26 protein-coding genes are annotated in these 24,424 nt (G+C 67.6%); 9 read left to right on the top strand and 17 right to left on the bottom strand.

Annotated features, from left to right (window positions below):
* The first annotated feature begins 4 nt into the window (after positions 1-4).
* Complete coding sequence (locus ABQE44_RS10215; RefSeq protein ID WP_448392592.1) at positions 5-763, top strand: isocitrate lyase/PEP mutase family protein; 759 nt, start codon at positions 5-7, stop codon at positions 761-763.
* 9 nt (positions 764-772) lie between these two features.
* A complete protein-coding gene (locus ABQE44_RS10210; protein WP_448429526.1) occupies positions 773-1,147 on the top strand; it encodes a hypothetical protein in 375 nt (124 codons plus the stop codon).
* A gap of 29 nt (positions 1,148-1,176) precedes the next feature.
* Here ABQE44_RS10210 and ABQE44_RS10205 read toward each other — a convergent pair whose 3' ends face one another.
* Positions 1,177-1,611, bottom strand: a complete 435-nt coding sequence (locus ABQE44_RS10205) for an Hsp20/alpha crystallin family protein (protein WP_448429524.1) — start codon at positions 1,609-1,611, stop codon at positions 1,177-1,179.
* Positions 1,612-1,761: 150 nt separating this feature from the next.
* Between ABQE44_RS10205 and nirB the strand changes: the two genes are divergently transcribed.
* Both nirB and nirD read left to right on the top strand, forming a co-directional pair.
* Complete coding sequence (nirB, locus tag ABQE44_RS10200; RefSeq protein ID WP_448429522.1) at positions 1,762-4,392, top strand: nitrite reductase large subunit NirB; 2,631 nt, start codon at positions 1,762-1,764, stop codon at positions 4,390-4,392.
* The gene (gene nirD / locus ABQE44_RS10195) at positions 4,389-4,766 is read left to right on the top strand and encodes a nitrite reductase small subunit NirD (RefSeq protein WP_448429520.1); all 378 of its coding nucleotides are present in this window, start codon (positions 4,389-4,391) and stop codon (positions 4,764-4,766) included. Before nirB ends, nirD begins: the two co-directional genes overlap by 4 nt.
* Here nirD and ABQE44_RS10190 read toward each other — a convergent pair.
* The 8 genes from ABQE44_RS10190 to ABQE44_RS10155 all read right to left on the bottom strand — a co-directional run bounded on the left by ABQE44_RS10190 (position 4,763) and on the right by ABQE44_RS10155 (position 11,257).
* Positions 4,763-5,440: a sirohydrochlorin chelatase gene (locus ABQE44_RS10190; RefSeq protein ID WP_448429587.1), complete on the bottom strand. Its 678-nt coding sequence runs from the start codon at positions 5,438-5,440 to the stop codon at positions 4,763-4,765. The two genes, nirD and ABQE44_RS10190, sit on opposite strands and share 4 nt — an antisense overlap.
* A complete protein-coding gene (locus ABQE44_RS10185; protein ID WP_448429518.1) occupies positions 5,437-6,585 on the bottom strand; it encodes a uroporphyrinogen-III synthase in 1,149 nt (382 codons plus the stop codon). The genes ABQE44_RS10190 and ABQE44_RS10185 overlap by 4 nt, the downstream gene beginning before the upstream one ends.
* A 78-nt stretch (positions 6,586-6,663) precedes the next feature.
* Positions 6,664-7,218 (bottom strand): GNAT family N-acetyltransferase, encoded by a 555-nt coding sequence (locus tag ABQE44_RS10180; RefSeq protein ID WP_448392696.1) that lies wholly within the window; start codon positions 7,216-7,218, stop codon positions 6,664-6,666.
* 100 nt (positions 7,219-7,318) lie between these two features.
* Positions 7,319-8,209 (bottom strand): 5-oxoprolinase/urea amidolyase family protein, encoded by an 891-nt coding sequence (locus ABQE44_RS10175; RefSeq protein WP_448429516.1) that lies wholly within the window; start codon positions 8,207-8,209, stop codon positions 7,319-7,321.
* An 8-nt stretch (positions 8,210-8,217) separates the two neighbouring features.
* A complete protein-coding gene (locus ABQE44_RS10170; RefSeq protein ID WP_448429514.1) occupies positions 8,218-8,880 on the bottom strand; it encodes a 5-oxoprolinase subunit B family protein in 663 nt (220 codons plus the stop codon).
* 74 nt (positions 8,881-8,954) lie between these two features.
* Positions 8,955-9,656 (bottom strand): queuosine precursor transporter, encoded by a 702-nt coding sequence (locus ABQE44_RS10165; protein WP_448429512.1) that lies wholly within the window; start codon positions 9,654-9,656, stop codon positions 8,955-8,957.
* A 12-nt stretch (positions 9,657-9,668) separates the two neighbouring features.
* Positions 9,669-10,577, bottom strand: coding sequence for an ABC transporter substrate-binding protein (locus ABQE44_RS10160; protein WP_448429510.1), 909 nt, complete (start codon positions 10,575-10,577; stop codon positions 9,669-9,671).
* A gap of 17 nt (positions 10,578-10,594) precedes the next feature.
* Positions 10,595-11,257, bottom strand: coding sequence for a TetR/AcrR family transcriptional regulator (locus tag ABQE44_RS10155; protein ID WP_448429508.1), 663 nt, complete (start codon positions 11,255-11,257; stop codon positions 10,595-10,597).
* Positions 11,258-11,363: 106 nt separating this feature from the next.
* On the opposite strand from ABQE44_RS10155, the gene ABQE44_RS10150 reads away from it, so the two are divergent.
* Positions 11,364-12,821, top strand: a complete 1,458-nt coding sequence (locus ABQE44_RS10150) for a cytochrome P450 (RefSeq protein ID WP_448429505.1) — start codon at positions 11,364-11,366, stop codon at positions 12,819-12,821.
* A 15-nt stretch (positions 12,822-12,836) separates the two neighbouring features.
* Here ABQE44_RS10150 and ABQE44_RS10145 read toward each other — a convergent pair whose 3' ends face one another.
* On the bottom strand, positions 12,837-13,121 hold the full coding sequence (locus tag ABQE44_RS10145; RefSeq protein WP_448429503.1) for an EF-Tu/IF-2/RF-3 family GTPase: 285 nt from the start codon (positions 13,119-13,121) through the stop codon (positions 12,837-12,839).
* An 8-nt stretch (positions 13,122-13,129) separates the two neighbouring features.
* Positions 13,130-13,930 carry an SDR family oxidoreductase gene (locus ABQE44_RS10140; protein ID WP_448429501.1) on the bottom strand — a complete coding sequence of 267 codons (801 nt, stop codon included), beginning with the start codon at positions 13,928-13,930 and terminating at the stop codon, positions 13,130-13,132.
* Positions 13,931-14,127: 197 nt separating this feature from the next.
* Here ABQE44_RS10140 and ABQE44_RS10135 point away from each other — a divergent pair, with 197 nt between their 5' ends.
* Entirely contained in the window at positions 14,128-14,772 is a 645-nt protein-coding gene (locus tag ABQE44_RS10135; protein ID WP_448392578.1) for a dihydrofolate reductase family protein, read from the top strand.
* A 52-nt stretch (positions 14,773-14,824) separates the two neighbouring features.
* Here ABQE44_RS10135 and ABQE44_RS10130 read toward each other — a convergent pair whose 3' ends face one another.
* Both ABQE44_RS10130 and ABQE44_RS10125 read right to left on the bottom strand, forming a co-directional pair.
* Positions 14,825-16,186, bottom strand: coding sequence for an HNH endonuclease signature motif containing protein (locus ABQE44_RS10130; protein ID WP_448429499.1), 1,362 nt, complete (start codon positions 16,184-16,186; stop codon positions 14,825-14,827).
* Between the two features lie 61 nt (positions 16,187-16,247).
* Positions 16,248-17,255: a CobW family GTP-binding protein gene (locus ABQE44_RS10125; protein WP_448429585.1), complete on the bottom strand. Its 1,008-nt coding sequence runs from the start codon at positions 17,253-17,255 to the stop codon at positions 16,248-16,250.
* 102 nt (positions 17,256-17,357) lie between these two features.
* Here ABQE44_RS10125 and ABQE44_RS10120 point away from each other — a divergent pair, with 102 nt between their 5' ends.
* Together ABQE44_RS10120 and arsB are read left to right on the top strand one after the other, a co-directional pair.
* Positions 17,358-17,720 (top strand): ArsR/SmtB family transcription factor, encoded by a 363-nt coding sequence (locus ABQE44_RS10120; protein ID WP_448429497.1) that lies wholly within the window; start codon positions 17,358-17,360, stop codon positions 17,718-17,720.
* The gene (gene arsB / locus ABQE44_RS10115; protein ID WP_448392574.1) at positions 17,717-19,210 is read left to right on the top strand and encodes an ACR3 family arsenite efflux transporter; all 1,494 of its coding nucleotides are present in this window, start codon (positions 17,717-17,719) and stop codon (positions 19,208-19,210) included. The genes ABQE44_RS10120 and arsB overlap by 4 nt, the downstream gene beginning before the upstream one ends.
* Here arsB and ABQE44_RS10110 read toward each other — a convergent pair.
* Positions 19,182-19,961 carry an SDR family NAD(P)-dependent oxidoreductase gene (locus tag ABQE44_RS10110; protein ID WP_448429495.1) on the bottom strand — a complete coding sequence of 260 codons (780 nt, stop codon included), beginning with the start codon at positions 19,959-19,961 and terminating at the stop codon, positions 19,182-19,184. The genes arsB and ABQE44_RS10110 overlap by 29 nt on opposite strands.
* Positions 19,962-19,993: 32 nt before the next feature.
* Positions 19,994-20,920, bottom strand: a complete 927-nt coding sequence (locus tag ABQE44_RS10105; RefSeq protein ID WP_448392572.1) for a carbon-nitrogen hydrolase family protein — start codon at positions 20,918-20,920, stop codon at positions 19,994-19,996.
* A 53-nt stretch (positions 20,921-20,973) separates the two neighbouring features.
* Between ABQE44_RS10105 and ABQE44_RS10100 the strand changes: the two genes are divergently transcribed.
* On the top strand, positions 20,974-21,603 hold the full coding sequence (locus tag ABQE44_RS10100; RefSeq protein WP_448392571.1) for a DUF3159 domain-containing protein: 630 nt from the start codon (positions 20,974-20,976) through the stop codon (positions 21,601-21,603).
* Between the two features lie 78 nt (positions 21,604-21,681).
* Here ABQE44_RS10100 and ABQE44_RS10095 read toward each other — a convergent pair whose 3' ends face one another.
* The gene (locus ABQE44_RS10095; RefSeq protein ID WP_448429493.1) at positions 21,682-22,743 is read right to left on the bottom strand and encodes a cobalamin B12-binding domain-containing protein; all 1,062 of its coding nucleotides are present in this window, start codon (positions 22,741-22,743) and stop codon (positions 21,682-21,684) included.
* The gene (locus ABQE44_RS10090; RefSeq protein ID WP_448429491.1) at positions 22,740-24,374 is read right to left on the bottom strand and encodes a PP2C family protein-serine/threonine phosphatase; all 1,635 of its coding nucleotides are present in this window, start codon (positions 24,372-24,374) and stop codon (positions 22,740-22,742) included. Before ABQE44_RS10090 ends, ABQE44_RS10095 begins: the two co-directional genes overlap by 4 nt.
* Positions 24,375-24,424 lie beyond the last annotated feature (50 nt).

The following is a 24,424-nucleotide window of genomic DNA, read 5'->3' as shown; positions in this document are numbered from 1 at the left end:
ACCGATGCCCGATCAGATCCTGGCTCAACGGGCAGCTGCCCTGCTGGCCAAACACCAGCCCGGCAACCCGGTGATCCTGCCGACGGTGTGGGACGCGTGGTCGGCGCGCCTTGCGGTCGACGCCGGGTTTGCCGCGTTGACCGTCGGCAGCCACCCCGTCGCCGACTCGGTCGGAAAAGCCGACCGGGAGGGTATGACGTTTTCCGAACTGCGGACCCGAGTCAAACAGATCACCGGCGCGGTCGACGTCCCCGTTTCAGTCGATATCGAATCGGGTTACGGCCAGGAACCGGCCCGCCTGATCGAGGGCCTGCTCGACTCGGGCGGTGTCGGGCTCAACATCGAGGACACCGTGCACAGCGAAGGCGGCAGGCTGCGCTCGGTCACCGAACACGCCGCGTTCGTCGGCGCGCTGCGCCGCGCTGCCGACAGCGCGGGCGTGCACGTGGTCGTCAACGCGCGCACCGATCTGTTTTTGCGCAAGGACGGTGAGGAATCCGACCGCGTCGAACGTGCGATCGCGCGGCTGCAGGCGGCCGCCGCCGAGGGCGCCGACGTGCTGTATCCGGTCGGTCGACACGATACGGACACCTTGCGTCGGTTGGCATCCGAACTTCCGCTGCCGATCAATGCGATCGCGGTGCCGGACGCCGATGACCCCGCCTCGTTCGGTGCGCTCGGCGTCGGCCGGATCAGCTTCGGGCCATTCCTGCAGGGCGCACTGGCGGGGCGGGCCACCGAGATACTGCAGCGCTGGGCATAGATTACGGCCGTGCCAGAAAACCCGGAAAACGAGGAGGAGCCGGCCTGGCACGACCAGCAACCGGTCGTGCTGGCTGCCGGCGCGGCGGCGTTGATCCTGCTGGCCGTGCTCGCTTACGCGGTGATGCGGACTTCGGACGCGGCGAAAACCCCGGAGACCATCCCACCGCCTGCGCCGTCGACGCCGGTGTCGACCTATACGACTTCGCCGACGTCCACGACCAGCTATTCGCGGCCCAGTGTGCAGACCAGTGAAGACAACCCGGGCCTGCCGCCGCCCACCACCACGACCACCACGACGACCACGACAACGACGGCGACAACCACGACCACCACCAGACTGAGGACGACCACCCCTACAAACGACGAATCCGGTGGAGACTGAGCTCCACCGGATCCCGTTGCCGGTAAGGGTTACTTGTGTTCGATCGCGATGCGCTTGGTGTGCGCGTCCCGGTGGGCACCCGCCACACGGACGTTCAGTACGCCCCTGTCATACGACGCGGAGATGGCGTCCTCGGTGACGTGCGCCGGTAGCTTGAACGACCGGCGGAACGATCCATAGCGCACCTCGCGTAGGGCTCGACCGTCCTTGTCCTCGGCGCGCTCGTCGCGCCGCTCACCGTGAATCACCAGGTGACCGCGCTCCACCTCGACGTTGACGTCCTGCTCGACGTCGACGCCCGGCAGTTCGACGCGGACCACCGCGTCATCGCCGTCCCGAACGATCTCGGCGGCGGGGTCGAACGCCCCGGCGAACCATTCGTCGGCAGTGGCGGGACTGAAGAAGTCGCGTACCCAACGTTCGATGTCCCAGGTGGGTCGGGTGCGTAATGCCAGAGTATTCATCTGTTGCCTCATTCCTTTCTTCCCGGTAGGCCGGGCCCAGCCGGCATCTACTCAATAGAACTTGAGTCGACCACGCTCATATTCCATGAGCGGTGTAGCGGTGAGGAAACCTACTCACAGGGTCGTCCGCAAAGACGTGAGCACACCGTGATGGGCGCTTCACACGAGGCGACATCGCGGCAATATTGGCTCCCTACCGTCTGCGCCATGGCATCTAAAAACGTCGTGGTCGTCGGCCATGGGATGGTCGGTCACCGGTTCGTCGAGGCGCTGCGCTCGCGCGACGGCGACGGCTCCTGGCGCGTGACCGTGCTGGGCGAGGAGGCCGACGCCGCCTACGACCGCGTCGGGCTCACCAGCTACACCGAGCACTGGGATCGCGGACTGCTGGGGCTACCGGGCAACGGTTACGTCGACGACGACCTCGTCGACCTGCGCCTGGGTAGCCGCGTCACCCGGATCGACCGCGCCGACAAGACCGTGTCGACCGCCGACGGCGGACGGTTTGACTACGACGCGTTGGTCCTCGCGACCGGCTCCTATGCCTTTGTTCCTCCGGTGCCGGGCCACGACCTGCCGGCCTGCCACGTCTACCGCACCCTCGACGACCTCGACGCGATCCGCGGCGACGCCGCGCGCGCCGCAGAGCAGAGCCGTGCCCCGGTGGGCGTGGTGATCGGCGGGGGACTGCTCGGACTGGAGGCCGCCAACGCGCTGCGCACGTTCGGCCTGCGCGCCCACATCGTCGAGATGGCGCCGCGCCTGATGGCCCAGCAGCTTGACGAGGCCGGCGGTGCACTGCTGAGCCGGATGATCACCGAGCTCGGCATTTCGGTGCACACCGGCGTCGGGACCGAGTCGATCCGCCCCGCCCAACGCAACCGGCCCGTGCGGCGCTCCGCAGACGACGACTCGCTCCGGGTGAGTTTGAGCGACGGCACCTACATCGACGCGGGGCTTGTGGTCTTCGCCGCGGGCATCCGTCCCCGCGACGAACTGGCCCGCGACGCCGGCCTGGACATCGCCGACCGTGGCGGTGTGCTGACCGATCTGGGATGTGTCACCACGGATCCCGATATCTTCGCGGTCGGTGAGGTGGCTGCCATCGACGGTCGCTGCTACGGGTTGGTCGGGCCCGGGTACACCAGCGCGGAGGTGGTCGCCGACCGTCTGCTCGGCGGGTCCGCGGAGTTCGGCGAGGCCGACATGTCGACCAAGCTCAAACTGCTCGGCGTCGACGTCGCCAGCTTCGGCGACGCGCTGGGCGCTACGCCGGACTGTCTGGAGGTAGCCGTCAACGATGCGGTCAACCAGACCTACGCCAAGCTCGTGCTGTCCGACGACGCCAAGACGCTACTGGGCGGCATCCTGGTCGGCGACGCCTCCGCCTACGGCATCCTGCGGCCGATGGTCGGCGAACCTCTGCCGGGCGACCCGCTGGGTCTCATCTCGCCGACCGGGACCGACGGCGGCACAACGGGACTCGGCGTCGGGGCACTGCCAGCCGCCGCCCAGATCTGCTCCTGCAACAACGTCACCAAAGGCGACCTCACCGACGCGATCGCCGGCGGCTGCTGTGACGTGCCCGCCCTGAAGAAGTGCACGCTGGCGGGCACGTCCTGCGGTTCGTGCGTCCCGCTGCTCAAACAACTGCTGGAAGCCGAGGGCGTCGAACAGACCAAGGCCCTGTGCGAGCACTTCACCCAGTCGCGCGCCGAACTGTTCGAGATCGTCACGGCGGGGCCCTCGGACTCCACCCGCACGTTCTCCGCGCTGATCGAGCGGTTCGGCACCGGAAAAGGTTGCGACATATGCAAACCCGCCGTCGCGTCGATCCTGGCGTCGACGAGCTCGGAACACATCCTCGACGGTGAACAGGCCTCGCTGCAGGACTCCAACGACCACTTCCTGGCCAACATCCAGCGCAACGGCAGCTATTCGGTCGTGCCCCGGGTGCCCGGCGGGGACATCACTCCCGAACAGTTGATCCTGATCGGGGAGATCGCACGGGATTTCGACCTCTACACCAAGATCACCGGGGGTCAGCGGATCGATCTGTTCGGTGCGCGGGTGGATCAGCTGCCCGAGATCTGGCGGCGTCTGGTCGACGGCGGCATGGAGTCCGGACACGCCTACGGCAAGGCGCTGCGCACGGTGAAGAGCTGCGTGGGCAGCGACTGGTGCCGTTACGGGCAACAAGATTCGGTGCAGATGGCGATCGACCTCGAGCTGCGCTACCGCGGGCTGCGCGCACCGCACAAGATCAAGATGGGCGTGTCGGGTTGCGCGCGGGAATGCGCGGAAGCCCAGAGCAAGGACGTCGGCGTCATCGCCACCGAAAGAGGGTGGAACCTCTACGTCGGCGGCAACGGCGGCATGTCGCCGCGGCACGCGCAGCTGCTGGCGGCTGATCTCGACGACGACACCCTGGTGCGCTACATCGACCGGTTCCTGATGTTCTACATCCGCACGGCCGACCGGCTGCAGCGCACGGCGACCTGGCTGGAAGCACTCGACCACCCGGATAGGTCTGGGCTCGACCACCTACGCGACGTGGTCTGCAACGACTCGCTCGGCCTGGCCGCCGAGTTCGAGGACGCCATCGCCCGCCACGTCGCAGGTTACGCCTGCGAATGGAAGGGCGTGCTGGAAGACCCCGACAAGCTGTCGCGGTTCGTGTCGTTCGTCAACGCGCCCGAGATGGCGGACCCGACAGTGGAGTTCGCCGAAAGGATGGGACGTAAGGTCCCGATCGGAATGCCGAAGGTGCCCCAAACATGACACTGCTCAACGAGGTTCAGGTGTGGACCGCCGCATGCCCCTATGACTTCCTGATTCCCAACCGCGGCGTCGGTGTCCTGCTGCAGGACGGTTCACAGGCCGCGCTGTTCCGGTTGGACGACGGCTCGCTGCACGCGGTCGGCAACATCGACCCGTTCTGCGGCGCGGCCGTGATGTCGCGCGGCATCGTCGGTGACCGTGACGGCCGCGCGATCGTGCAATCGCCGATCAAGAAGCAGGCGTTCGCGCTCGATGACGGAGTCTGCCTCGACGACCCGGAGGTTTCGCTGCCGGTCTATTCGACCCGGGTGACCGACGGCCACGTGGAGGTGGGCATTGGCGAGATTGGCCCAAAGGGACAAACGGGCGGTTAGGCCGCCACCCGCAGCCGCCCGTACCGGAACCGGGCCGCGATCAAGCGCACCAACCCGCCATGGGCGCCCAGCGGCGCGGTGACCACATCGGCACCGCTGCACCGTAACCGGTCCTGAAACAACCCGTCGGACAACAGATACGACGCCACGACCACCCGCCGGGCGCCGCGCCGGCGCAACATGTCGACCGCATCAGCCACCCGGGGCTCGCCCGCGGCGAAGGTCAACTCCACCCGCGAACTCGTCATCGCCGAAGCCCAGGTGGCCATCTTGCGCAGATCCGACTGCGCGCGCGGATCAGATGTCCCCGCAGCCGCCAGCACCACAGAATCCCCGGCACGCCACCCGGATTCGACGAGACGGTCGGCCAGCACCCGCGCCAACTGCGGGCTGGGCCCCAACGCCTCGGTGACCGTGACGTCGGAACGCCCGCTGGCAGCCACCTGCGCGGGGATGTCTGCGTTGACGTGATGGCCGCGTGCGAGGAACGCGGGCACCACGACGGTCGGTCCGGCCAACCCGCGCAGTACCTCGTCCGGTGTCGGACCGACCACGTCGACGAACGCCACGTGTGCCGGCGAACCCAGTGTCACAGAGACCCGTTGCGCCAACTGCTCGACCAGCGCGACGCCACTCGCCTTGCGGGTGCCGTGCGCCACCAGCACCGCGTTCACCATGCGGTATCCGCGTCGTCGTCGACCGTCAGCCGATAGCCGCGTTTGACCACCGTCGATACGATGTTCTTGTCCCCCAGGGCAGTTCGCAGTCGAAGCACCGCGGTCTCCACTGCGTGGGTGTCGGTGCCGCTGCCGGGCAGCACCCGCAGCAGGTCGTGGCGCGACACCACGGTGCCCGGCCGGTGCGCGAGCGCACGCACGATCGCCATACCCGCAGGCGACACCGCCATGGCCTCACCGTCGACCAGCACGCAGGTACCGCGGATCTCCAGCAGATGACCGGCCACCCGCACCGTTCGCGTGCACAACATCGGTAGCTCGTCGGTGATGTGACGGGCCAACGCGCCCAACCGCATTCGTTCAGGCGCCGACGTCGGCACCCCGAGGCGCACCAGCGGCCGGGCCGTCACGGGTCCGACACACATCGCATGCACGTCGCCGCGCAGCGCCGCCAGTAACCGGTCCTCGAGGCCCATGTCGGCGGCCCGCAGCAGCAGCGCCGCGACGGCAGGCGCCGACGTGAACGTCACCGCGTCGAACTTCTCCTCGGCGATACCCGCGACGAGTTGGTCGAAGTCCCCGTTGCGCGGCGCCGGCAGCCACCGGTACACCCGGATCGGTACGACGTCTGCCCCCGCGGCCCGCAATTCGTCGACGAACTCGGGAAACGGATCCCACTGCTCGGTGGCCCCGTGCAACTGGACGGCGATGCGCTGACCGGCGATGCCGCCGTCGACCAGATAGTGCAGCAGTTCGCGAGATGACTCCGACTCCGGCGACCATTCCTCTTTCAGGCCGGCGGCGCGTAACGCGCCGGTGGCCTTCGGACCGCGTGATACGACGCGCGCATTGGCCAGCGCGGCGGTCAGGTCACCGGCCAGCCCCCAGCCGTCGGCCGCCTCGATCCAGCCCCGCAGCCCGATGCCCGTCGTGGCGATCACGATGTCGGGCGGCGTGGCGATCAGCGCCCCGGTGTTCGCACGCAACGCGTCGTCGTCGGGCAGCGGGACCATGGTGATCGCCGCAGCGCTGGTCACCGCCGCACCGCGGCGTTGCAGCAGCGCAACCAGTTCGTCGGCGCGCCGGGCGGAGGTCACCGCCACCCGGAAACCGGTGAGGGGCGCCCAGTCGGGCTCGCTCATGGGAACTGTGTATTCAGTTCATGTTTCCGAGCGGTTAATTGACCATTGCCCCGACGTATCGACCGCGGGTGACGCCGCTCACCAGACGTCGCCGTCGCGCCAATCACAGGTGATCTCGGCGGTCGGATCGAGTTCTAGGCTCTTCGGTAAGCCGGTCGGCAGCACGAACAACGCGTGGTCGTCGTCGGGGGTGCGGGTAACGCCGTCGGGCGCCAGCACTGATGTCGGCCCCTGCCATGGCACCCACCCCCGCGCCATGTAGATGCGCCGGCCTTCCTCGGTGACGCTCAGCGCGCCGAGTTGATAGGCGCCGCGAAGCACCTGTTCCAGGGCATCCATCACTGCTTGGGCCAATCCTTGGCCGCGCCAGTCCTCGCGCACGGCGACGCCCTCGACGTAGCCGCAGCGCAGCGCGGTGTCGCGGTACAGAAGGCTGCGCTGAACCACCGCCCCGTGCGCGATGACGGCACCGTGATCGGAGATCACGGCATGCATGCCGCCGAGGGTGTGTTCCCAGTCTGCGTCGGTGAACTCACCGCCGAAGGCCTCCATCACCATCCGGCGCGCATCCTCGCGGGTCTCCGGGTCGAGATCGGCGGTGTGGATCAGGCGTGCGCTGTGAACGCCGCGCACGTGAGGAGGGGTGAAGACCTGTGGGTGCACACTGCCGTTCTACCAGGATCGGCCGACATTATGCGTCGACTCCGGCGAGCAGGTGGCCGTGGCCGCGGGATCAGGCCGCGAACGGCTGCCGCGGACGCGACCACCGCATCCGCACCGTCTGCCCCGGGCGGATCTGGGCCATCTTGTCGATGTCCTCGTCGGTCAGCACCCCGATCACCGGGTATCCGCCCGTGACCGGGTGATCAGGCCCGAGGATCACCGGAAATCCGTTGGGCGGCACCTGAATTGCACCGCGGTTCGCACCGTCGCTGGGCAACTGTACGCCGGGCTGGCGGTACTCCAGCGGCATACCGACCAGCCGGGTGCCGACCCGGTCGCTCTTGTTGGTGACGAGCCAGTTGGTGCGCATCAGCACGTCGGGGTCGACGAACCAGTCGTCGCGCGGGCCGGGCACGACCGTCAACTCCAGCACGTCGTCCTCGATGGCAGCCACCGGCGCCTGGTCGAGCTCGGGAAACTCCTCGGACTGCGCGCCGATCGGTACGACGTCACCGGCTTTGAGCGGCAGCGGCCCGATCGCCGACATGACGTCGTAGGACCGCGAGCCGAGCACCGGTTTCACGTCGATGCCGCCGCGCACCGCCAGATACGTCCGCAAGCCCGAACGGGGCGCCCCGAGCGAGATGACCTCACCGTCACGGGCATAGTGAACGCTGTTGGTGCCGAACGGAACCCCGTTCACCGCGGGGTCGGTGTCGGCGCCGGTGACCGCGATCGCGATGCCTTCCCTGCTTGAGTCGCGAACCCGTGCCGAAAAGCCGCCGAACGTCACCTCGATGGTGGCGCGGTCGTCGGGGTTGGCGACCAGTCGGTTGGCCAGCATGTGAGAGCGCCGGTCGGCAGCGCCGGAGCGGCCCACCCCCATGTGCGCCAGGCCGGGACGGCCCAGGTCTTCGATCAACGCCAGTGGTCCAGGTCGCAGGATCTCCAGTGTCGCCATGGCTCCTCCTAGCCGACCGCCCGGAATCGCACTGTCATGCCTGGCGTCAGCAGCGCCGGCTGCTCCCTTTCGACGTCCCAGAGCACCGTTCCGGTCCGGCCGATCAATTGCCAGCCGCCGGGCGATTCGCGGGGGTAGATACCGCTGAACTCACCGGCCAGACCCACCGCGCCGACGGGCACCTTGGTGCGCGGTTCCGCGCGCCGAGGTACCTCCAGGCGCGGATCGCCGCCCACGAGGTACGCGAAACCCGGTGCGAAACCGCCGAATCCGACCCGCCACGGGGTCGCGGTGTGCGCGGCGACGATCTGATCGGTGGCCAGCCCGGTCAGCCGGGACACCTCGTCGAGGTCGGGCCCGTCGTAGATGACCTCGATCTCGACGTCGGCGCCGGTCGGCTGGGTCAGGTCCGCCACGATGTCGGGGGTGACTTGGATCTTGGCCAGGCGCTGACGGGTCGGTGCCTGATAGCGGGGCCCGGCCAGTTTGATCAACACGGTGCGCGATGCCGGAACGATGTCGAGCACACCGAGCAGATCGGCGCGCCGGATCGCCTCGGTCCACGCCAAGACGTCAGTAGTGCGGTCGAACTCGAGCAGCAGCGCTTGGTCACCGTAGTCATGGACGGTGCCGAGAACGCCGGCTCCCATCACGTCGGCTGTCATGCTCATGCCCCGAACCTACCCGCGAGTAGCAACGAATGCTCGCGCTCTATGAGCCTTGCCAGAGGAGCCTTATCGAAGCCTCAAACGGCGGGCTGATACGTCGGCTCGCGGCGCTTGATGAATCCGATCACCCGGTACGTCACGGGCAACACCAGCACTTCGACGGCGGTCTTGTACACCCAGCCCAACGCCACATAGGTGGCGAAGTCGTCCCAGGTGTTGATTCCGATCGCTGCCGCGGCGATGCTACAGAACACCAAGGTGTCAGCAAACTCCCCGACGATCGTCGAACCGATCAGGCGAGCCCACAGATGCTTCTCCCCGAAGCGGGTCTTGATCCGCACGACCACCCACGCGTTGAGGGTCTGGCCGACGATGAAGCCGGCCAGCCCGGCGATGACCAGTTGGGTGAATGGTTTGACGACCGCCTCGAAAGCGGCCTGGTTCGGGTAGAAGTCCGCGGCGGGTAGGTAGGCGGTGAGCCAAAACGTGACGGCGGCGATCGCCTCCATCACGAACGCGATATAGATGGCCCGCCGGGTGGCCGCGAACCCATACACCTCCGACAGCACATCACCGATCACGTAGGTCAGCGGAAAGACGACGAACCCGCCGTCGGTGATCAGCGACCAGTCGCCGATGATCGGACCGAACTCGATGCCCTTGGTCGCTGCGACGTTGGAGATCAGCACCAGCCCGGTGAACACCGCGACAAGCGTCGGATAGTAGGCGGAGCCCGTTTTCGCGAAGCCGCGGTGCTCGAGCTCGCCGGTGCCGGTCACCCGGTTATCTTGTCAGGCCAGCACCCGCATCAGACGAGGTGGCAGCTGGTCGGCCAGCACGGGATAGGACAGCGGCGACGCGAACGCGATCGCCCCCGCGAGTTCCTTGCCGGTGAACACATTGCGTCTGCCGTGCTCAGCGATTTCGGGGTCGGCCAGCAGCGCCGCCTGTTGCTCGTCGCTTTCAGTGCACCAGATCAGCACGTCGGCCGCGTCGGGGTCGTCGGTGACGACGAACCCCATCTGGGTGAGAAATTCGGTGCGCCATGGCGGCGTCAACGGTTGTGGCCGGCCCTCGTCGAGAAGGCCGTGCAACAGCACGGTCTTCTTACCGGTGAACTGCGGATTGTCGGCGCCGATCGCAGTGAACCGTTCGTCGATGCCGGCGATCAGCGCCTGCATCTCGTCGTATTTGTACACCGCCTGGCCAATGGTGGTGGCCTGCTTTTTCCACGGCTCGAAGAACGCGTCTTCGCCACTCTGCGCGACGGTCGGCGCGACCTCAGACAGCCGCGCAAAGGTGTCGGCGTCCAGGCCGGCGTTGGTCGCGACAATCAGGTCGGGGTTCAACGACGCGATCTGGGCGACCTGGATGCCGTCGGCGAGGTTGAGCACCACCGGCTGCGCGCCGCCGAGTCTGGGTTGCGCCCAGGGCCATACGGCATACGGTTCGCCACCGAACCAGTCGGTCACCGCGATCGGCACGACACCGAGAGCCAACAGGTGGTCCTGTCCGGTGAGGCCGGCGCTGACGACGTGGGTGGGCGGCGCGGGGATTCTGGTCTCGCCGAACACGTGCTTGACGGTCACCGAGCCATCGTCGGCGACGGTACCGGGCCGCTCGGATCCGCACGCGGCGGCCAGCGCAACCGTCCCGGCCGTCAGCGCCAGGAAACTCCGCCGGGACAACGCAGCAGGCACCCGGCGAGAGTATCGCCTCATCCGCGATCGTCGCGCAGGCGCGCTCGCGCGACGGCGGCCGCACCGTCACCGGTGATCAGCCACAACGAGGTGAGTTCGGCGACGAGTTCGTCGACGGTGATCGTCACGGTGCCGTTGACGAACGCCAGGATTGCGTCGGCGGTGCCGCCGACCACGAACGCCGGTGCGAGCCGCGCGAGCGGGTCGTGTTTGAGCTCGACACCGTGCACGGTGCGCGCATGGTCGATCAACACCGCAGTGAGGCTGTGCATCACCGTTGCACGGTGCTCGCGCAGCGCGTGTGTCGCAGCCACGTCGCCCAACAGCACCCGGGCGCGGCGCGGATCGTCGACAAGGTTGTGCACCAGCGCCTCGACAACCGCGAAGGCCTGTCGCTCAAGGCTTTCCGCGTGATTGTCGAGGAATGCCTTCAGGGTGGCGTCGCGTACCGCCGTGGCAATGTCGTCGATCACCGCGCCTGCCACGGCGTCGACCTCGCTGAAGCTCTCGTAGAAGTAGCGCTTGTTCAGTCCTGCGTCCGCGCACAGCCGCTCGACGGTGATGTCGCGCCACTCGTCGCGACCCATCACGTCCAGTGCGGCGTCGAGCAGCCGCGACCGTCGTTGCCGCTGGCGTTCCGCGCCGGAAACTCCGCCGTAGCTGCGCGGTGACGAGGCCATGGCTCGATCGTCGCACTCGTCGCCCGACACGGGAACCGCACCGTTGACAGCGCTTCAGCGAAACTGGCACGGTTACGTACCAGATAGTCAACGAAGGGATCGACCGATGATCAACCTCGTGGACGCGGTCGCGCCGCCGACCTCGCTGACCGAGGCGCGACAGCAGGTCCAGGGATGGCTCCAGCGGTTCGGTGCGACGTTGGCAGACCGGTGGCCCAGCCCGGATCGTCCCCTGGCCACACCACCGCCCGGATCAGGCCTTGCGCCGGTGATGGGCAACTACGGTGCTCCGTACCTCGGGCACGTCCTGGCCACCCTCGTGGACCCGTTGGAGTTCGCGCGGCGCCGGTACGCGAAATACGGTCCGGTGTCGTGGGCCGGCGGGGTCGGGTTTCGCGTCGTCGCGCTGATGGGGCCCGAAGCGCTCGAGGCGGCGTGGGTCAACCGGGACAAGGCGCTGTCGAGCACCCGGGGTTGGCAACCGGTGATCGGCCCGTTCTTTCACCGCGGCCTCATGCTGTTGGACTTCGAGGAACACCTCGATCATCGGCGAATCATGCAGCAGGCCTTCACCCGCACCGCCCTCAACACCTATCTGGCCAGCACCGCCGACGGCGTCGACCGCGCGCTTCCGGCATGGCGCCCGTCGTCGAAGTTCCCGATGTATCCGTCGATCAAGCAACTGCTGCTGCAACAGGCCGCCGAGGTGTTCGTCGGAACGAAACTCGGCGCGGAGTCCGATCAACTAATCGAGGACTTCCACCGCACCGTGCACGGCGGTCAAGCGATCGTGCGCGCGGACGTGCCGGGTGGGACGTGGGCCCGCGGACTGCGGGCGCGAGAACGCCTGGAGCGCTACTTCGGTGCGCAGATCGCCGACCGCCGCCGAGGCGACGGCACCGACCTGTTCTCGATGCTGTGCCGCAGCGAATCCGATGACGGCCAACGCTTCTCGGACGCCGACATCGTCAACCACATGATCTTCCTGTTGATGGCCGCTCACGATACGACGGCTATCTCCTTGTCGATGCTGGTTTACGAGCTTGGCCGAAACCACTACTGGCAGGACCTGCTTCGCGAAGAGGCCGTCAACCAGCCGATCGACATACCTACCCTCGCGGACCTCGAGGCCTATCCGCTACTGGACTGCGGGTTCAGGGAAGCGCTGCGCATGTACGCGCCCGCGGGTTCCCTGTTCCGCCAGGCGGTCCGCGACACCGAGATATGCGGGCACTTCATTCCCCGGCACAGCCAGATCGCGATCAGCGTGCACGCGTCGATGAGGTTGGCCGACTGGTGGCCTGACCCCGACACCTTCGACCCGTCGCGGTTCACCGACGCGGCCAACCGTGCGGCGGTGCACCGATATGCCTTCGCGCCCTTCGGCGGCGGAGCCCACAAGTGCATCGGTCAGCAGTTCGCCGACATGACGGTCAAAACGGTCATGCACAAGCTGTTGCGCCGGTTCCGGTGGAGCGTCCCGGACGGCTACCGTGTCCCGCTCACCTGGGGCACCGGGCCCACGCCGGCCGACGACCTGCCGATCGAACTCGAAATGCTCTGAAACACTTGCGGTTCCTCACAGGATCACGTGGGTGCCGTCGAGCGTTGCGGCCTCGCCTGTGGAGGTGATGACGTCGCCACGGTTGATCTGGTCTTTGTCGATGCTCTTGATCAGCACGCCGACGTTCTCGCCGGCGGTTGCCTCGTCGCGTTGTTTGCGGAACTTCTCGATGGCGTCGACCGTGACGGTGTGACCGCCGTTGATGGAGATGGTGTCGCCGACCCGAAGCGTGCCGGCCTGCACCCTGCCGGTCGCGACGACCCCGCGGTTACGGATGACGAACACGTCTTCGACGGTCATCCGAAACGTCACTGGTGGGCCAATCGTTTGTTGATCAACCGCGTCAGCCACGCCGGGGAGAATCGCGAACCGACGGTGAGCGCCTTGGTCTGCGCGCCGACGGGGAAGTGCACCTGATTGAGGGCGCGGCGCAGAGCGGACGGTTCGATCGCCTTGTCGATGGCGTCGGCGACGTCCTGGGCGGTCAGCCGGATTCCGAGTGAGTCGGTGGTGCCGGTCTTGATGTTGTCGGTCATCGCGGTCTGTACGTACAGCGGCCAGATGGCGATGACGCGGATGCCGTAATGGCGCCATTCGATGTCGAGCGCTTCGGTGATGCCGCGGACAAAGAACTTGGTCGCGCTGTAGTTGGCGAGTTCGGCCTGCCCGTAGATCGCCGACGCGGAGGACAGGTTGACCACGACGGAGTCGGGGGTGTCGCGCAGGTAGGGGAAGGCCGCGTGCAGGCCGTTGACGACGCCTTTGGCGTTGATGTCGATTTCCTTGTGGTGCTGGCGGACGTCGCGGTCTTCGAATCGGCCCGCCAGCAGGATGCCGGCGTTGTTGATCATCACGTCGAGGCGACCGCCGGTGGCCGCTGCGAATTCGTTGACCCGCTGAGTCATTTCGTCGGCGTCGGTGACGTCGAGGTGCCCGACGACCGCCTTCGCGCCGAGCTGCTCGACCTCGTCGGCGAGCGACTTGAGCCCGACCTCGTCGATATCGTAGGCGCCGACGGTGAAGCCCTTCCGGGCGAAGGTGAGCGCGGTCGCGCGGCCGATGCCCGCGGCGGCTCCGGTGATGAACACCGATTTGGTGGATGTGGTCATGGACGAGACATACCCCTTTCGAGGCATGATTGTGTCAGTTCCGCGCCAGCGAGTACCCGCGAGGTCGACGCGGTGGCGAACAGGTTGGCGAGCCGGCGCGCCCGAGGCCGAGACCGGTGAACCAGACCGCGCCGGCGGTGAGTTTTGCGCGGCCAGCGAGTCCAATCAGTGGATCGGTTACCAACCAGGAGGAGCCCGTGGGCCAACTGCTCAGAGTCCAGAACTTCAACGTCTCGCGCGACGGTTTCGGCGCCGGCGAGAACCAGAGCTTCGAGCGTCCGTTCGGTCACGCCGACCCCGGCGACATGTTCGCGTGGGCCGGAGCGACGGCGAGCTGGCCGAACCGCACCGATCCGGGTGGGAGTCGCGGACTCGACGACTACTTCACCCGCGACTTCGCCCACAACATCGGAGCCGAGATCATGGGCCGAAACAAGTTCGGACCACAGCGCGGCCCATGGAGCGACCACGAATGGCAGGGTTGGTGGGGCGACCAGCCGCCGTTTCACACCCCGGTGTTCGTGATGACGCACTACGAGCGCCCGTCGTTCACCCTGTCGGACACTACATTTCATTTCATCAATGCCGACCCGGCCACGGTTCTCGAGCGGGCACGTCAGGCTGCCCAAGGCAAGGACGTACGACTCGGGGGCGGGGCGACGGTCATCCGCCAGTTCCTCGACGCCGACCTGGTCGACACCCTCCACGTCGCGGTGTCGTCACAGGTGGAACTGGGTGCGGGATCACGGCTGTGGGAATCACCCGAGGAATTGTCTGACCGGTACCACCACGAGGCCGTGCCCAGCCCGAGCGGCATAGTGCACCACCTGTTCTGGCGCTGACGCCGCCTCTTATACCGCCGCGGCCATCGCGGCGTTTTCGCATGGCCGCGGGCTACGCGGCGTCCGGTTTGTCCGGCGGCGGCTGGGGTCTTCGGTGGTATCGGTTGGCCCTGGGCTGTCGGCTGGAGTCGACGGATTTCGGTGGGTACCAAAGCGTTTGGCCGAGGGATTGTTCGTCGTAGCGGCGGCGGGCTTGCCATTGTTCGTCGGTGGGTCCGGTGTTGGCGTGGTCGGTGCCGCAGACCATGGTGAGGCGGTCGATGTCGGTGGTGCCTTCGGCGTTCCATTGGATGACGTGATGGACGTCGGCGTGGTAGCCGGGCTGGTCGCAGTCGGGCATGGTGCAGCCGGCGTCGGTCGCGTGCAGCACGATGCGTTGATCGGCGGAGGCCAGACGTTTGGAGCGGCCCAAAAACAGCGGGCGCCCGCAGTTCTGGTCGTAGATGTAGAGGTAGTGGTGGGCGTGGGCGGCCATGCGCAGCGCCACTTCCATGGGCACGGTGGAGCCGCCGCCGGTCATCGCCACCCCGGCGGCGGCTTCCAGCTGCTGCAGGGTCATGGTGACGATGGCGGTGACGGGCAGGCCGCGGTGTTGGCCGAGTTCTCCCGAGGCCAGCAGAGCGCGCAGTCCGGCTTTGATGGCGTCGTGGTTGCGTTGGCCGGTGGTGCGGGTGTCGGTGGCGGCGGCGGCGGGGTCGGGCTCACCATCGACAGCCGGTGACGGGTCCGCGGGGTTGCACATGCCGGGGCGGGCGAGTTTGGCCAGCAGGATCTCCACGTAGGCGCGGGCCTCGGGGTCAAAGCAGAACCGGCCCCGGGTCATCCCGTCGGCGTCCTGGGGGCCCATGACGAACTCGCTGCGGGCTTTGCGGCTCTGTTCTCTGCTGACCGGGTCGGCATGGGTCGCGTCGTATTCAGCGAGCAGCAGCGCAGCGTCGCGGCGCAGGTTTTCAGGGCGCTCAGCCACGGCGACACCGGTCAACTCCAAATCGAAGCGGGCCCGGTCGGCGTCGGTGGCGTTGTTCGGCAGTTTGGTGATGGTGTCGCGGATGATCTTGACGTGGTCGGCGCTGATCAGGGCGTGCCGGGCGGCGACGGCGGTCTCGGGCAGGGTGGGCTCGGTCGCGTGCAGATCGGCGGCCACCGCAATCCGCGCCCCGGCGTCGGCGGCCGACAGGTGCAGCAGGTTGGCCAGGTGCGTGCGCAGCTTGCTCACCCGCGTCGGCCACTGGGCGCGCAATCCGTTGACGGCGTCATAGCCCACGGTGGTCAGCTTGCGCTGAGCCGACTCCACCTCACACAGCACCGCATCGAGCACCTCAGGGGCCAGGTCGTCGAAGGGCAGTTCGGCTAGCTCTGCCACCGCGGCATGCAGGCGGGACAACCGCGCCGCCACGTCATCCGCGCCGAGCATCGTCACCTCCTCTATCGAACCTATGTTCGAAACAATAGACGAGGGGTCCGACAAAGCGCGGTCAGATACTCAGCCGGCGGTAGCGCTGTAGCCGACGAAGTCCGGCAGTGGGCACCGGGCCGTCGTGTGGCCGCAATGCGGCGTCCATCCGTGCGCGGACGTCGTCGATATCGAACCCGGCGCCGATGGCGACCAAGCTGTTGGCCCCTGTCGGCTTCGGAGCGGTCGCGATGTGCACCGACGTGCCGACCACGTTTACGACGTAGCTGCGCTCCCGCACGCCCGAGCGCACGCTGACCACGCCCTTGAGCCGGTACACGCCGGCAGGCGGTTTTTCGAGCAGGTCGACGAGTGGGCCCGGGTCGAGGCATCCCTCGCTGGTCGTGGTGACGGAGTCGGCCGAAACGTGGTGGTGTGCGTCGGCGACGAGCAGTTCGCGAATGGACAGCTGCCCGGTGTCCTCGCCGGCGTCGGCGACGTCGTACAACAACGCCGGGTCGACCTGCCCGGCGATCGCGCCGACGAGGTGCACCTCCGGATTGCGCTCGCGCACACGTCGTTCGATCCGGTCGAGGACGTCGTCGCGGCGCTCCGGCGGGATCTGGTCGAGCTTGTTGACCACGACCAGAGACGCCGCACCGTACCGCGCAGGTGGGGTCTGGCCGTCATCGACGGTGTCGAAGTGGGCGGTGACGTCGATGACGTCGACGATGCCGCCCGAGCGGATGCGATCGACCCCGCTGAACCGGATGATCCGGGAAATCGCCACCGGGTCGGCCAAGCCGCTGGCCTCGACGATGATCGCATCGAGGCCGAGGCGAGGGTCGGCAAGCTTGGCCAGCGCCTCGTCGAGCCCACCGTCGTCGGGTAGACAGCAGATGCAGCCGCCCGCGATCGACTCGGGCTCGTCGACCTGCCCGGTCACCAGCGCGGCATCGACGTTGAGCTCACCAAAGTCGTTGATGACTACGCCGATTCGTGCGCCAGGGGTGCGAAGAACATGGTTGAGCAGCGTTGTCTTGCCCGCGCCGAGATAGCCGGTCAATGCGATGACGGGTATGGCTCCCACCACGCTCCCTCCGTCCGGCCGAGGCCAGTGTAGGGGTCCAGCGCTCTCTGGTCACCGGCTGTCCGCTTGACCTACTGATTCGATATCTGTCAATATCGACGAATGTCGAATTCAACCCGATCCGCCGACGACAGTCGCTGTGCCGGCCCACCTCTGCTACGCGAACCCCTGTCGGCGGCGGAAGCCACGCAAATGGCGGTCACGCTCAAGGCGCTGGCAGATCCGACGCGGTTGCGGCTGTTCAGCGCGATCGCCAGCCACGCCGGAGCCGAGGCGTGCGTGTGCGACATCACGACCGATATCGACGTCTCCCAGCCGACGGTGTCGCACCACCTCAAAGTGCTGCGCGACGCCGGCCTGCTGACCTCGCAGCGGCGCGCGTCGTGGGTGTACTACGCCGTGGCCCCCGAAGCGCTGCACAGCCTGTCCGCGCTCTTCGACCTCACCACCGCCGTCGACGCATGAGCAGTACGGCCTCGACCGCGCCGACGGCACCGGTCGTCGGGAAACTGTCCACGCTGGACCGGTTCCTGCCGGTGTGGATCGGCGTCGCGATGGCGGCGGGCCTGCTCCTCGGACGCTGGGTGCCGGAGGTCAACACCGTGCTGGAAGCCGGTCAGGTGGACGGCATTTCACTACCGATCGCGCTGGGACTGTTGGTCATGATGTACCCGGTGCTGGCGAAAGTGCGCTACGACCGCCTCGACACCGTGACCGGTGACCGCCGGCTGCTGGTGAGTTCTCTGCTTCTCAACTGGGTGCTCGGGCCAGCGCTGATGTTCGCGCTGTCGTGGCTGCTGCTGCCGGACCTTCCGGAGTACCGCACCGGCGTGATCATCGTCGGGTTGGCGAGATGCATTGCAATGGTTATCATCTGGAACGATCTGGCGTGCGGCGACCGCGAAGCGGCGGCGGTGCTCGTCGCGCTGAACTCCGTCTTCCAGGTCGTCATGTTCGCGGTGTTGGGCTGGTTCTACCTATCGGTGCTGCCAGGCTGGCTCGGGTTGGAGCAGACGACCATCACCGCCTCCCCGTGGCAGATCGCCAAGTCGGTGCTGATCTTCCTCGGAATCCCGCTGCTGGCCGGTTACCTATCGCGCCGCGCGGGCGAGCGCGTCAAAGGCCGCGACTGGTACGAAACCCGGTTCCTGCCGAAGATCGGGCCATGGGCGCTGTACGGGCTGCTGTTCACCATCGTGATTCTCTTTGCGCTCCAGGGGGATCAAATCACGAGCCGTCCGCTCGACGTGGCACGAATCGCGTTACCGCTGCTGGCCTACTTTGCGATCATGTGGGGCGGCGGGTATCTGCTCGGCGCGGCGCTGCGGCTGGGCTATGCGCGTACCACCGCGCTGGCGTTCACCGCCGCGGGCAACAACTTCGAGTTGGCGATCGCAGTGGCCATCGCCACGTTCGGCGCCACCTCCGGGCAGGCGTTGGCCGGCGTGGTGGGTCCGTTGATCGAGGTTCCGGTGTTGGTCGCGCTGGTATATGTGTCGCTGGCGTTGCGACGCCGGTTGCTCGCCGACGTGCGGCCCACCGTGCTGTTCTTGTGCACGCACAACGCCGGGCGCTCGCAGATGGCGCTGGGTTACTTCAACCACCTCGCCGGCGAGCATGCCGTGGCGTGGTCGGGTGGCTCGGAACCGGCGGATCAGATCAACCCGTCAGCGGTTCAGGCAATGGCGGAGGTCGGCATCGACATCACTCGGGAATATCCCAAACCGTGGACCGACGACACGGTGCGGGCCGCCGACGTCGTCGTCACGATGGGCTGTGGAGACACGTGCCCGTACTTCCCCGGAAAGCGTTACGAGAACTGGGAATTACCCGATCCTGCCGGCCAGTCCGTGGAGACCGTCCGGCTGATCCGCGACGAGATCGAACATCGGGTACGCGGCCTGCTCGACAGCCTGGCGCCCCAGCTCACATCGCGAACGAGAACCCGCCATTGACGGGGATCGTTTGCCCGGTGATCCACGACCCGTGTTCGCTGCCGAGTAAGACCGCTAGCGCTGCGAGATCATCGGGATCGCCGGGTCGACGGATCGCATAGTTTTGCAGAATCGCCTTGGCCTGTGGGGAATCCGCGTGTTCGGCCCACAACGGCTCGGTCAGCGGGGTACGCATCGTGCCGAGCGCGATGTTGTTGGCCGTGATGCCGTAGCGCCCGTTTTCGACGGCGATGGACCGGATGAATCCGGCTGCGCCGGCCTTCGACGCCGCGTAGGCCGCCCCGTTGGCGTCGCCCGTGCGGCCCGCGTCCGAGACGATCGTGATGACGCGCCCCCAGTTGTTGGCGATCATCGCGGGCAGCACCGCGCGGGTGCAGTGCAGAACCCCGTACAGGTTCACCCGCAGGTACGCCTCCCAGTCCGCGGGCTCGGACTCGGCGAACGGGCCCCGACCGGCGAATCCCTCGGCGCCCGCGTTGCCCGCGTTGTTCACTAGGACGTCGACATCACCTTGTGCGACAACTGCGTTGGCGACCTCGTCGAAGTCCGTCACATCAAAAGGCACCGGTGCGGCGCGGCCGCCGCCCTCACGTAACTCGTCGACCACCGCGTCGGCGCGTGCCGGACGCAGGTCGTTGACGAGCACTTCGGCACCGGCTTTGGTGAACGCGTACGCCAACCCGCGGCCCACGCCCTGCCCCGCGCCGGTGATCAGGACACGGCGGCCGCCCAGGTCAATTTGCAACGTCACACCGTGCAGAGTTGATCATGAAGTGGGGTCTGTCAACTTGCGCTGCGCATCACGTGACGGCGATACCAACGACGGCCGTGCCAGCGCTGATAGTTCCAGACCACGCTCGGCAGCGGACCTCGAGGATGCAACCAGAATCCCTCGGGCACATCGAGTAACGGTGCGCGACGGCCGATTTCGATCTCTGCGAGAACAATGCCTTCGCCCTCCTCGGCGCGGCGCTCCGCGACGACGTTGCCGAGCGCATCGGTGATCAGCGTCGCCCCCTCGAAACGCCCCCGGTAGGTCATCGGCATCCAGGGCATCGGGCACGTCACCTCACCGGCGTGTGCGGCGTGCACGACCGGTGCGCCGACGTACTTGGCGAAGGAGGCCGCCGCGAGTCGTGCCGTGGCCGCGTTGCTGCGTTCCCAGCGATCGAAGACGGCCCGGGGTGGCCACGGCGGAATCGACCACCAGCCGGATCCGGTCATCACCAGATCGACGCGCGACCGCAACCGATTGACCGTGCCGGTACGCATCAGCTCCCAGCACACCGCCGCGCCGATATCGTGGTCCCCGGCCCGGAACACGCCGTCGTCGTCTCCGCCGACGTAGAAGGCGTTCTCCCACATCGTGGGCAGGTCCTTGTCGTGGCGGCCCACCACACCGCTGGCGTCCGCACCGAAATAGGCGTTGCGTACGTGCCCGTCGGCGTCCCGGCACAGAAACGAACCGCCGACCAGCGCGCGGTGCCGCCGGGCAAGGGCGGTGAGCAGTTCGGTCGCCTTCCCGTCCGGCGGCAGGGCGGCGTCTTTCAGCGCGTCGACGAACCCGATACCGGTGGTGAAGAACTCCGGCAGCGCAATGACCTCGGCGCCGGCCCGGCCGGCTTCATCGGCGAGGCGTTCGCAGGCAGCGAGGTTGGCGCTCACGTCACCAACTACCGCCTCTAGCTGAATCGCCGCCGCCAACACCATGGTTCAAACGCTACTACGAGGCGCGACGGGCGCTCCCCGCTAGTGTGGCGACCATGTCCCAGCCGCCGGGCGACCCCCGGCCACCGATCGAGCGCCTGCTCCTTCGTGCCGGCGGTGTGCGCGGTCTGGTGTCCACGGCGTTGCCGGTCGCGGCCTTCGGCGCGACGTCGGCGCTGGCGGATCTGCGAGCGGCGGTGGCCGCCGCCATCGTGGCCGCGACGGCGGTCCTCGGTTGGCAGTTGCGCAGGCGCGAGTCCATCCGGCCCGCGCTGCTGGGGTTCGCCGGGGTGGCGGTGTGTGCGGCGTACGCCTTCGTCACCGGCCGGGCCAAGGACTTCTATCTGCCCGGCATCTGGATGTACTTCGCGCTGGCCATACTGTTCACCACGTCGCTGGTGATCCGGCGACCGCTGGTGGGTGTCGTGTGGGCACGCATCACCGGCCGCGACGGCAGTTGGCGCCGAATTCCGCGGGTGCGCTTGGCTTTCGATATCGCTACCATCGTGATGGCCACCGCATCCTGGACACGGTTCCTGGTGCAGTTCTATCTGTACGACACGGATCAGGACGGCCTGCTCGCGGTGGCGCGCATCGCGATGGGTTGGCCGGTGTTCGTCGTCACTTCATCGGTGATCTTTCTGGCCGTGCGGACCGCTCTGCGCGCGGTGCCGCGCACCGCTTGAGGGGGCCTCGCGTTCAACCGATCTCGGTTTCGTCCGGGTTTTCAGCGGTGACGGCCGGACCGGAGGTCAGAGTGAGTTTCATGAAGCGGTCGTGGTTCGGTATGCGGACAGGTCCGTACGCGCCGCGGCCAGCAGGCGCTGGGTTCGCGGAAAGTCTTGGAGTTGGGCCGACAACAGTTCCAGCGTCAGCGTCAGCGAGATCGTCGGTACGCCGCGGGCGCAGAGCACCTCGGCGGTCCAGACCATGAAACCGGTGAACAGGTCGTCGTCGTCGACGTACAAAGCGGTCGCAAGGAAGTCGACGATATGGGCGATGTCCGCGGCGGTGTGCTCGCGTTGCGCCTCGCTGTAATCGCGCATCGCAGGGAAACGGTCCTGCAGGTCAGCAAGGCTCTGCTTGACCAGTTGCGCCTTGGTGCTGCTTACCAGCGAATACTCCTGGTCGGCCAGATGCGGCAGGTCCCCGGGAGTGTGGTGGCTCGCGGTGAGGCGAAGCCGGGTCAGGCCTTCGCTCAGCCACTGCGCGGCGCCGGGGGCATCCGGCGCCCAGGCATCGGCACCGAGCAGGCGCGCGTAACGGCCGTCGGTTCCGAATGCGGCACCACCGACGAGCACTGAGACACCTGCGGACTGGCAGGCGGCGATCGCGGCGTGTGCGGCAGGCAGTCGGGTCGGGATGGAACACGACAGCGCGACAGCATCGGGTGCGTGCTGGTGCAGGTGCGCGACCAGGTGCGGAGTCGGTACCTGGGCGCCGAGGAAGTCCACCTGCCAGCCGCGCAACCGCAGCACCTCGGCGAGCAGGCGGGCGGGAAGCGCGTGCCACTCGCCGTCGACGCATGCGACGGTGACGCGGCCGGCGCGAGCGGGGGGTGCGGCGGCGGGATGCTGCGACAGCGCCGCGATCACCCGGTCGTTGATCGCGGTCGCGGCGTGTTCCTGGGCGACCGTGATGCGGTTGGCTGCCCATTCATCGCCGACCTTGCGCTGGACGGGCGCGATCACCTCTAAAAGTGCATCCTCGGGTGCGACGCCCGCATCCACCGCCGCGCACACGACGTTGACGGCGGTGTACTCGTCACCTGCGAGGAGGAGATCCCACAACCGGGCTCGCACCTCGGCGGTGTCCTGGCTGCTCACGCGATGTACCTGCCTGGGCTGTGGCCGTCGACCGCGCTGAGGTGTGTCCGACGGGGAGCCGTGATGGCCACGACGGCCATGTCGTCATGTACACGGTCGGTTACCCACTGCGAGGCGAGCATCATCATCCGCTCGACGACCGCCTCAGCGGGCAGGCCGGCGCACTGCGCCAGCGCATCGATCAGCCGCTCGTCGCCGAAGAACTCGTGGCCCAGCGGGCCGCCGCGGGCTTCGGAGAGCCCGTCGGTGTAGAGCAGGCACGTCTCGCCCGGCGCCAGCACGACCTCGGTCGACTGCGCCTTGAACTGCGATTGGGCACCGACCAACATGCCGCGGGTGTCCGCATGCTCCACCGTCCCGGTGTTCCGCACGATCAATGGGGCGGGGTGCCCGGCACAGGTCAGCCGCAGCGTCAACTGACCGTCGCGGCGGGCGATGGACGCCAGCACCATGGTGGCGAACCGGCTGTTGTCGGGGGACAACAACGCGCGGTTCAGCAGCGTGAGAACTTTTTCGTGGTCATCGGCAAGGGGGGCCAGCGCCTGCAGCGTGTTCCTGATCTTGCCGCTGAGCACCGCGGCCTCAAGCCCTTTTCCGCACACGTCCCCGAGCACCACGAGTGTTTCGGCGTCGGGTTCCGTCGCGGCGTGCACGTCGTAGAAGTCGCCGCCGACCAGCTCATGGTCCGCCGACGCGCGGTACCCGCCCGCAAGCTCGAAATCATCGCGTCGTTGCAGCTGCGGAGGCAGCAGTTCGCGCATCAGCGTGCGGGTGATCGCCGATTGCTCGGCATAGAGCCGGGCCGCGGACAGCCCCGCGCCCGCGCGGACCGCGAACAACCGGGCGAACGTTTCCTCGCTGTCGCTGAACGGCGCCTTGGCGTCGCGGCGGAGCAGGACCAACGCGCCTGCAGGTACGCCGTGGCCGGGTAGGGGGGTGATGAGCACCGACCCCGCCGGCTTGTCGAAGTGCCGTGGGGTCAACCAGTCCGGCATCGTCGCGGGATCGATCCAGCGCGACGGGACCGGCGGAAAACCGCGGAGCGCTTCGCCCAGGCCTGACACCGCGGCGGTGTCGGCTTCGACGTTGCGATGTTCGGCGACTCCGTCGGGTCCACTGCAGACGACCGACAGATGGTCGTCGCGGGTGGTGGCGACGACGACCGCCGCATCCGCCAGATGCCGGGCCGCCATCTGCACCGTGGTCGCCATGCACCGGTCGACGTTCAGTGAGGCCATCAGCACCGTCGACGCGTCATCGAGGAAAGCCGCGCGCTCATGCTCCAGGGCCAACGCCTCTCGTGCACGCTGTAGTGAACGGTCGGTGTCCTCGACCAGCCACCACGCAACCTCGCCGCCCGACAGTTCTGTTGGCCTTGCTTCGAACTCGCGGCCGTTCACGGTGCCGGTCGCCACCGAAGCCCGCCGATCGTGTGCGCGCACCAGCCACGACGGCGCGGTGTCGGCCAGCCGGGCGCCGATTTCGACGTCGGCCAGCACCGATCGGGCGGGGGCACTCACTGCGTGGACCACCCCGGAGCGGTCGACCACGACCACCGGGTGGGGAACGGATTGCCAGCTCAACCCGTCGACAGCCGCCGATGCGCTCTGCACGCATCGGTCACTGCTCAACGGTCGGCTCCGCACTCAAAATCATCGCACCCCGGCAGACCTGGATATTC

This window comes from Mycolicibacterium sp. XJ2546 (assembly GCF_053483195.1).
The sequence above is the reverse complement of the archived record's forward strand: the minus strand, read 5'-3'. Positions and strand labels throughout refer to the sequence as shown.

Coding starts and splice junctions, on each gene's coding strand:
- ABQE44_RS10185 (WP_448429518.1), bottom strand. CDS start 6,585: ATGAGCGAGCCCGACTGGGCGCCCCTCACCGGTTTCCGGGTGGCGGTG.
- ABQE44_RS10170 (WP_448429514.1), bottom strand. CDS start 8,880: ATGAGCATGACAGCCGACGTGATGGGAGCCGGCGTTCTCGGCACCGTC.
- ABQE44_RS10100 (WP_448392571.1), top strand. CDS start 20,974: ATGTCCCAGCCGCCGGGCGACCCCCGGCCACCGATCGAGCGCCTGCTC.
- ABQE44_RS10140 (WP_448429501.1), bottom strand. CDS start 13,930: ATGACCACATCCACCAAATCGGTGTTCATCACCGGAGCCGCCGCGGGC.
- ABQE44_RS10215 (WP_448392592.1), top strand. CDS start 5: ATGCCCGATCAGATCCTGGCTCAACGGGCAGCTGCCCTGCTGGCCAAA.
- ABQE44_RS10175 (WP_448429516.1), bottom strand. CDS start 8,209: ATGGCGACACTGGAGATCCTGCGACCTGGACCACTGGCGTTGATCGAA.
- ABQE44_RS10150 (WP_448429505.1), top strand. CDS start 11,364: ATGATCAACCTCGTGGACGCGGTCGCGCCGCCGACCTCGCTGACCGAG.
- ABQE44_RS10120 (WP_448429497.1), top strand. CDS start 17,358: ATGTCGAATTCAACCCGATCCGCCGACGACAGTCGCTGTGCCGGCCCA.
- ABQE44_RS10155 (WP_448429508.1), bottom strand. CDS start 11,257: ATGGCCTCGTCACCGCGCAGCTACGGCGGAGTTTCCGGCGCGGAACGC.
- ABQE44_RS10130 (WP_448429499.1), bottom strand. CDS start 16,186: ATGCTCGGCGCGGATGACGTGGCGGCGCGGTTGTCCCGCCTGCATGCC.
- arsB (WP_448392574.1), top strand. CDS start 17,717: ATGAGCAGTACGGCCTCGACCGCGCCGACGGCACCGGTCGTCGGGAAA.
- ABQE44_RS10205 (WP_448429524.1), bottom strand. CDS start 1,611: ATGAATACTCTGGCATTACGCACCCGACCCACCTGGGACATCGAACGT.
- nirD (WP_448429520.1), top strand. CDS start 4,389: ATGACACTGCTCAACGAGGTTCAGGTGTGGACCGCCGCATGCCCCTAT.
- ABQE44_RS10145 (WP_448429503.1), bottom strand. CDS start 13,121: ATGACCGTCGAAGACGTGTTCGTCATCCGTAACCGCGGGGTCGTCGCG.
- ABQE44_RS10105 (WP_448392572.1), bottom strand. CDS start 20,920: ATGGTGTTGGCGGCGGCGATTCAGCTAGAGGCGGTAGTTGGTGACGTG.
- nirB (WP_448429522.1), top strand. CDS start 1,762: ATGGGCGCTTCACACGAGGCGACATCGCGGCAATATTGGCTCCCTACC.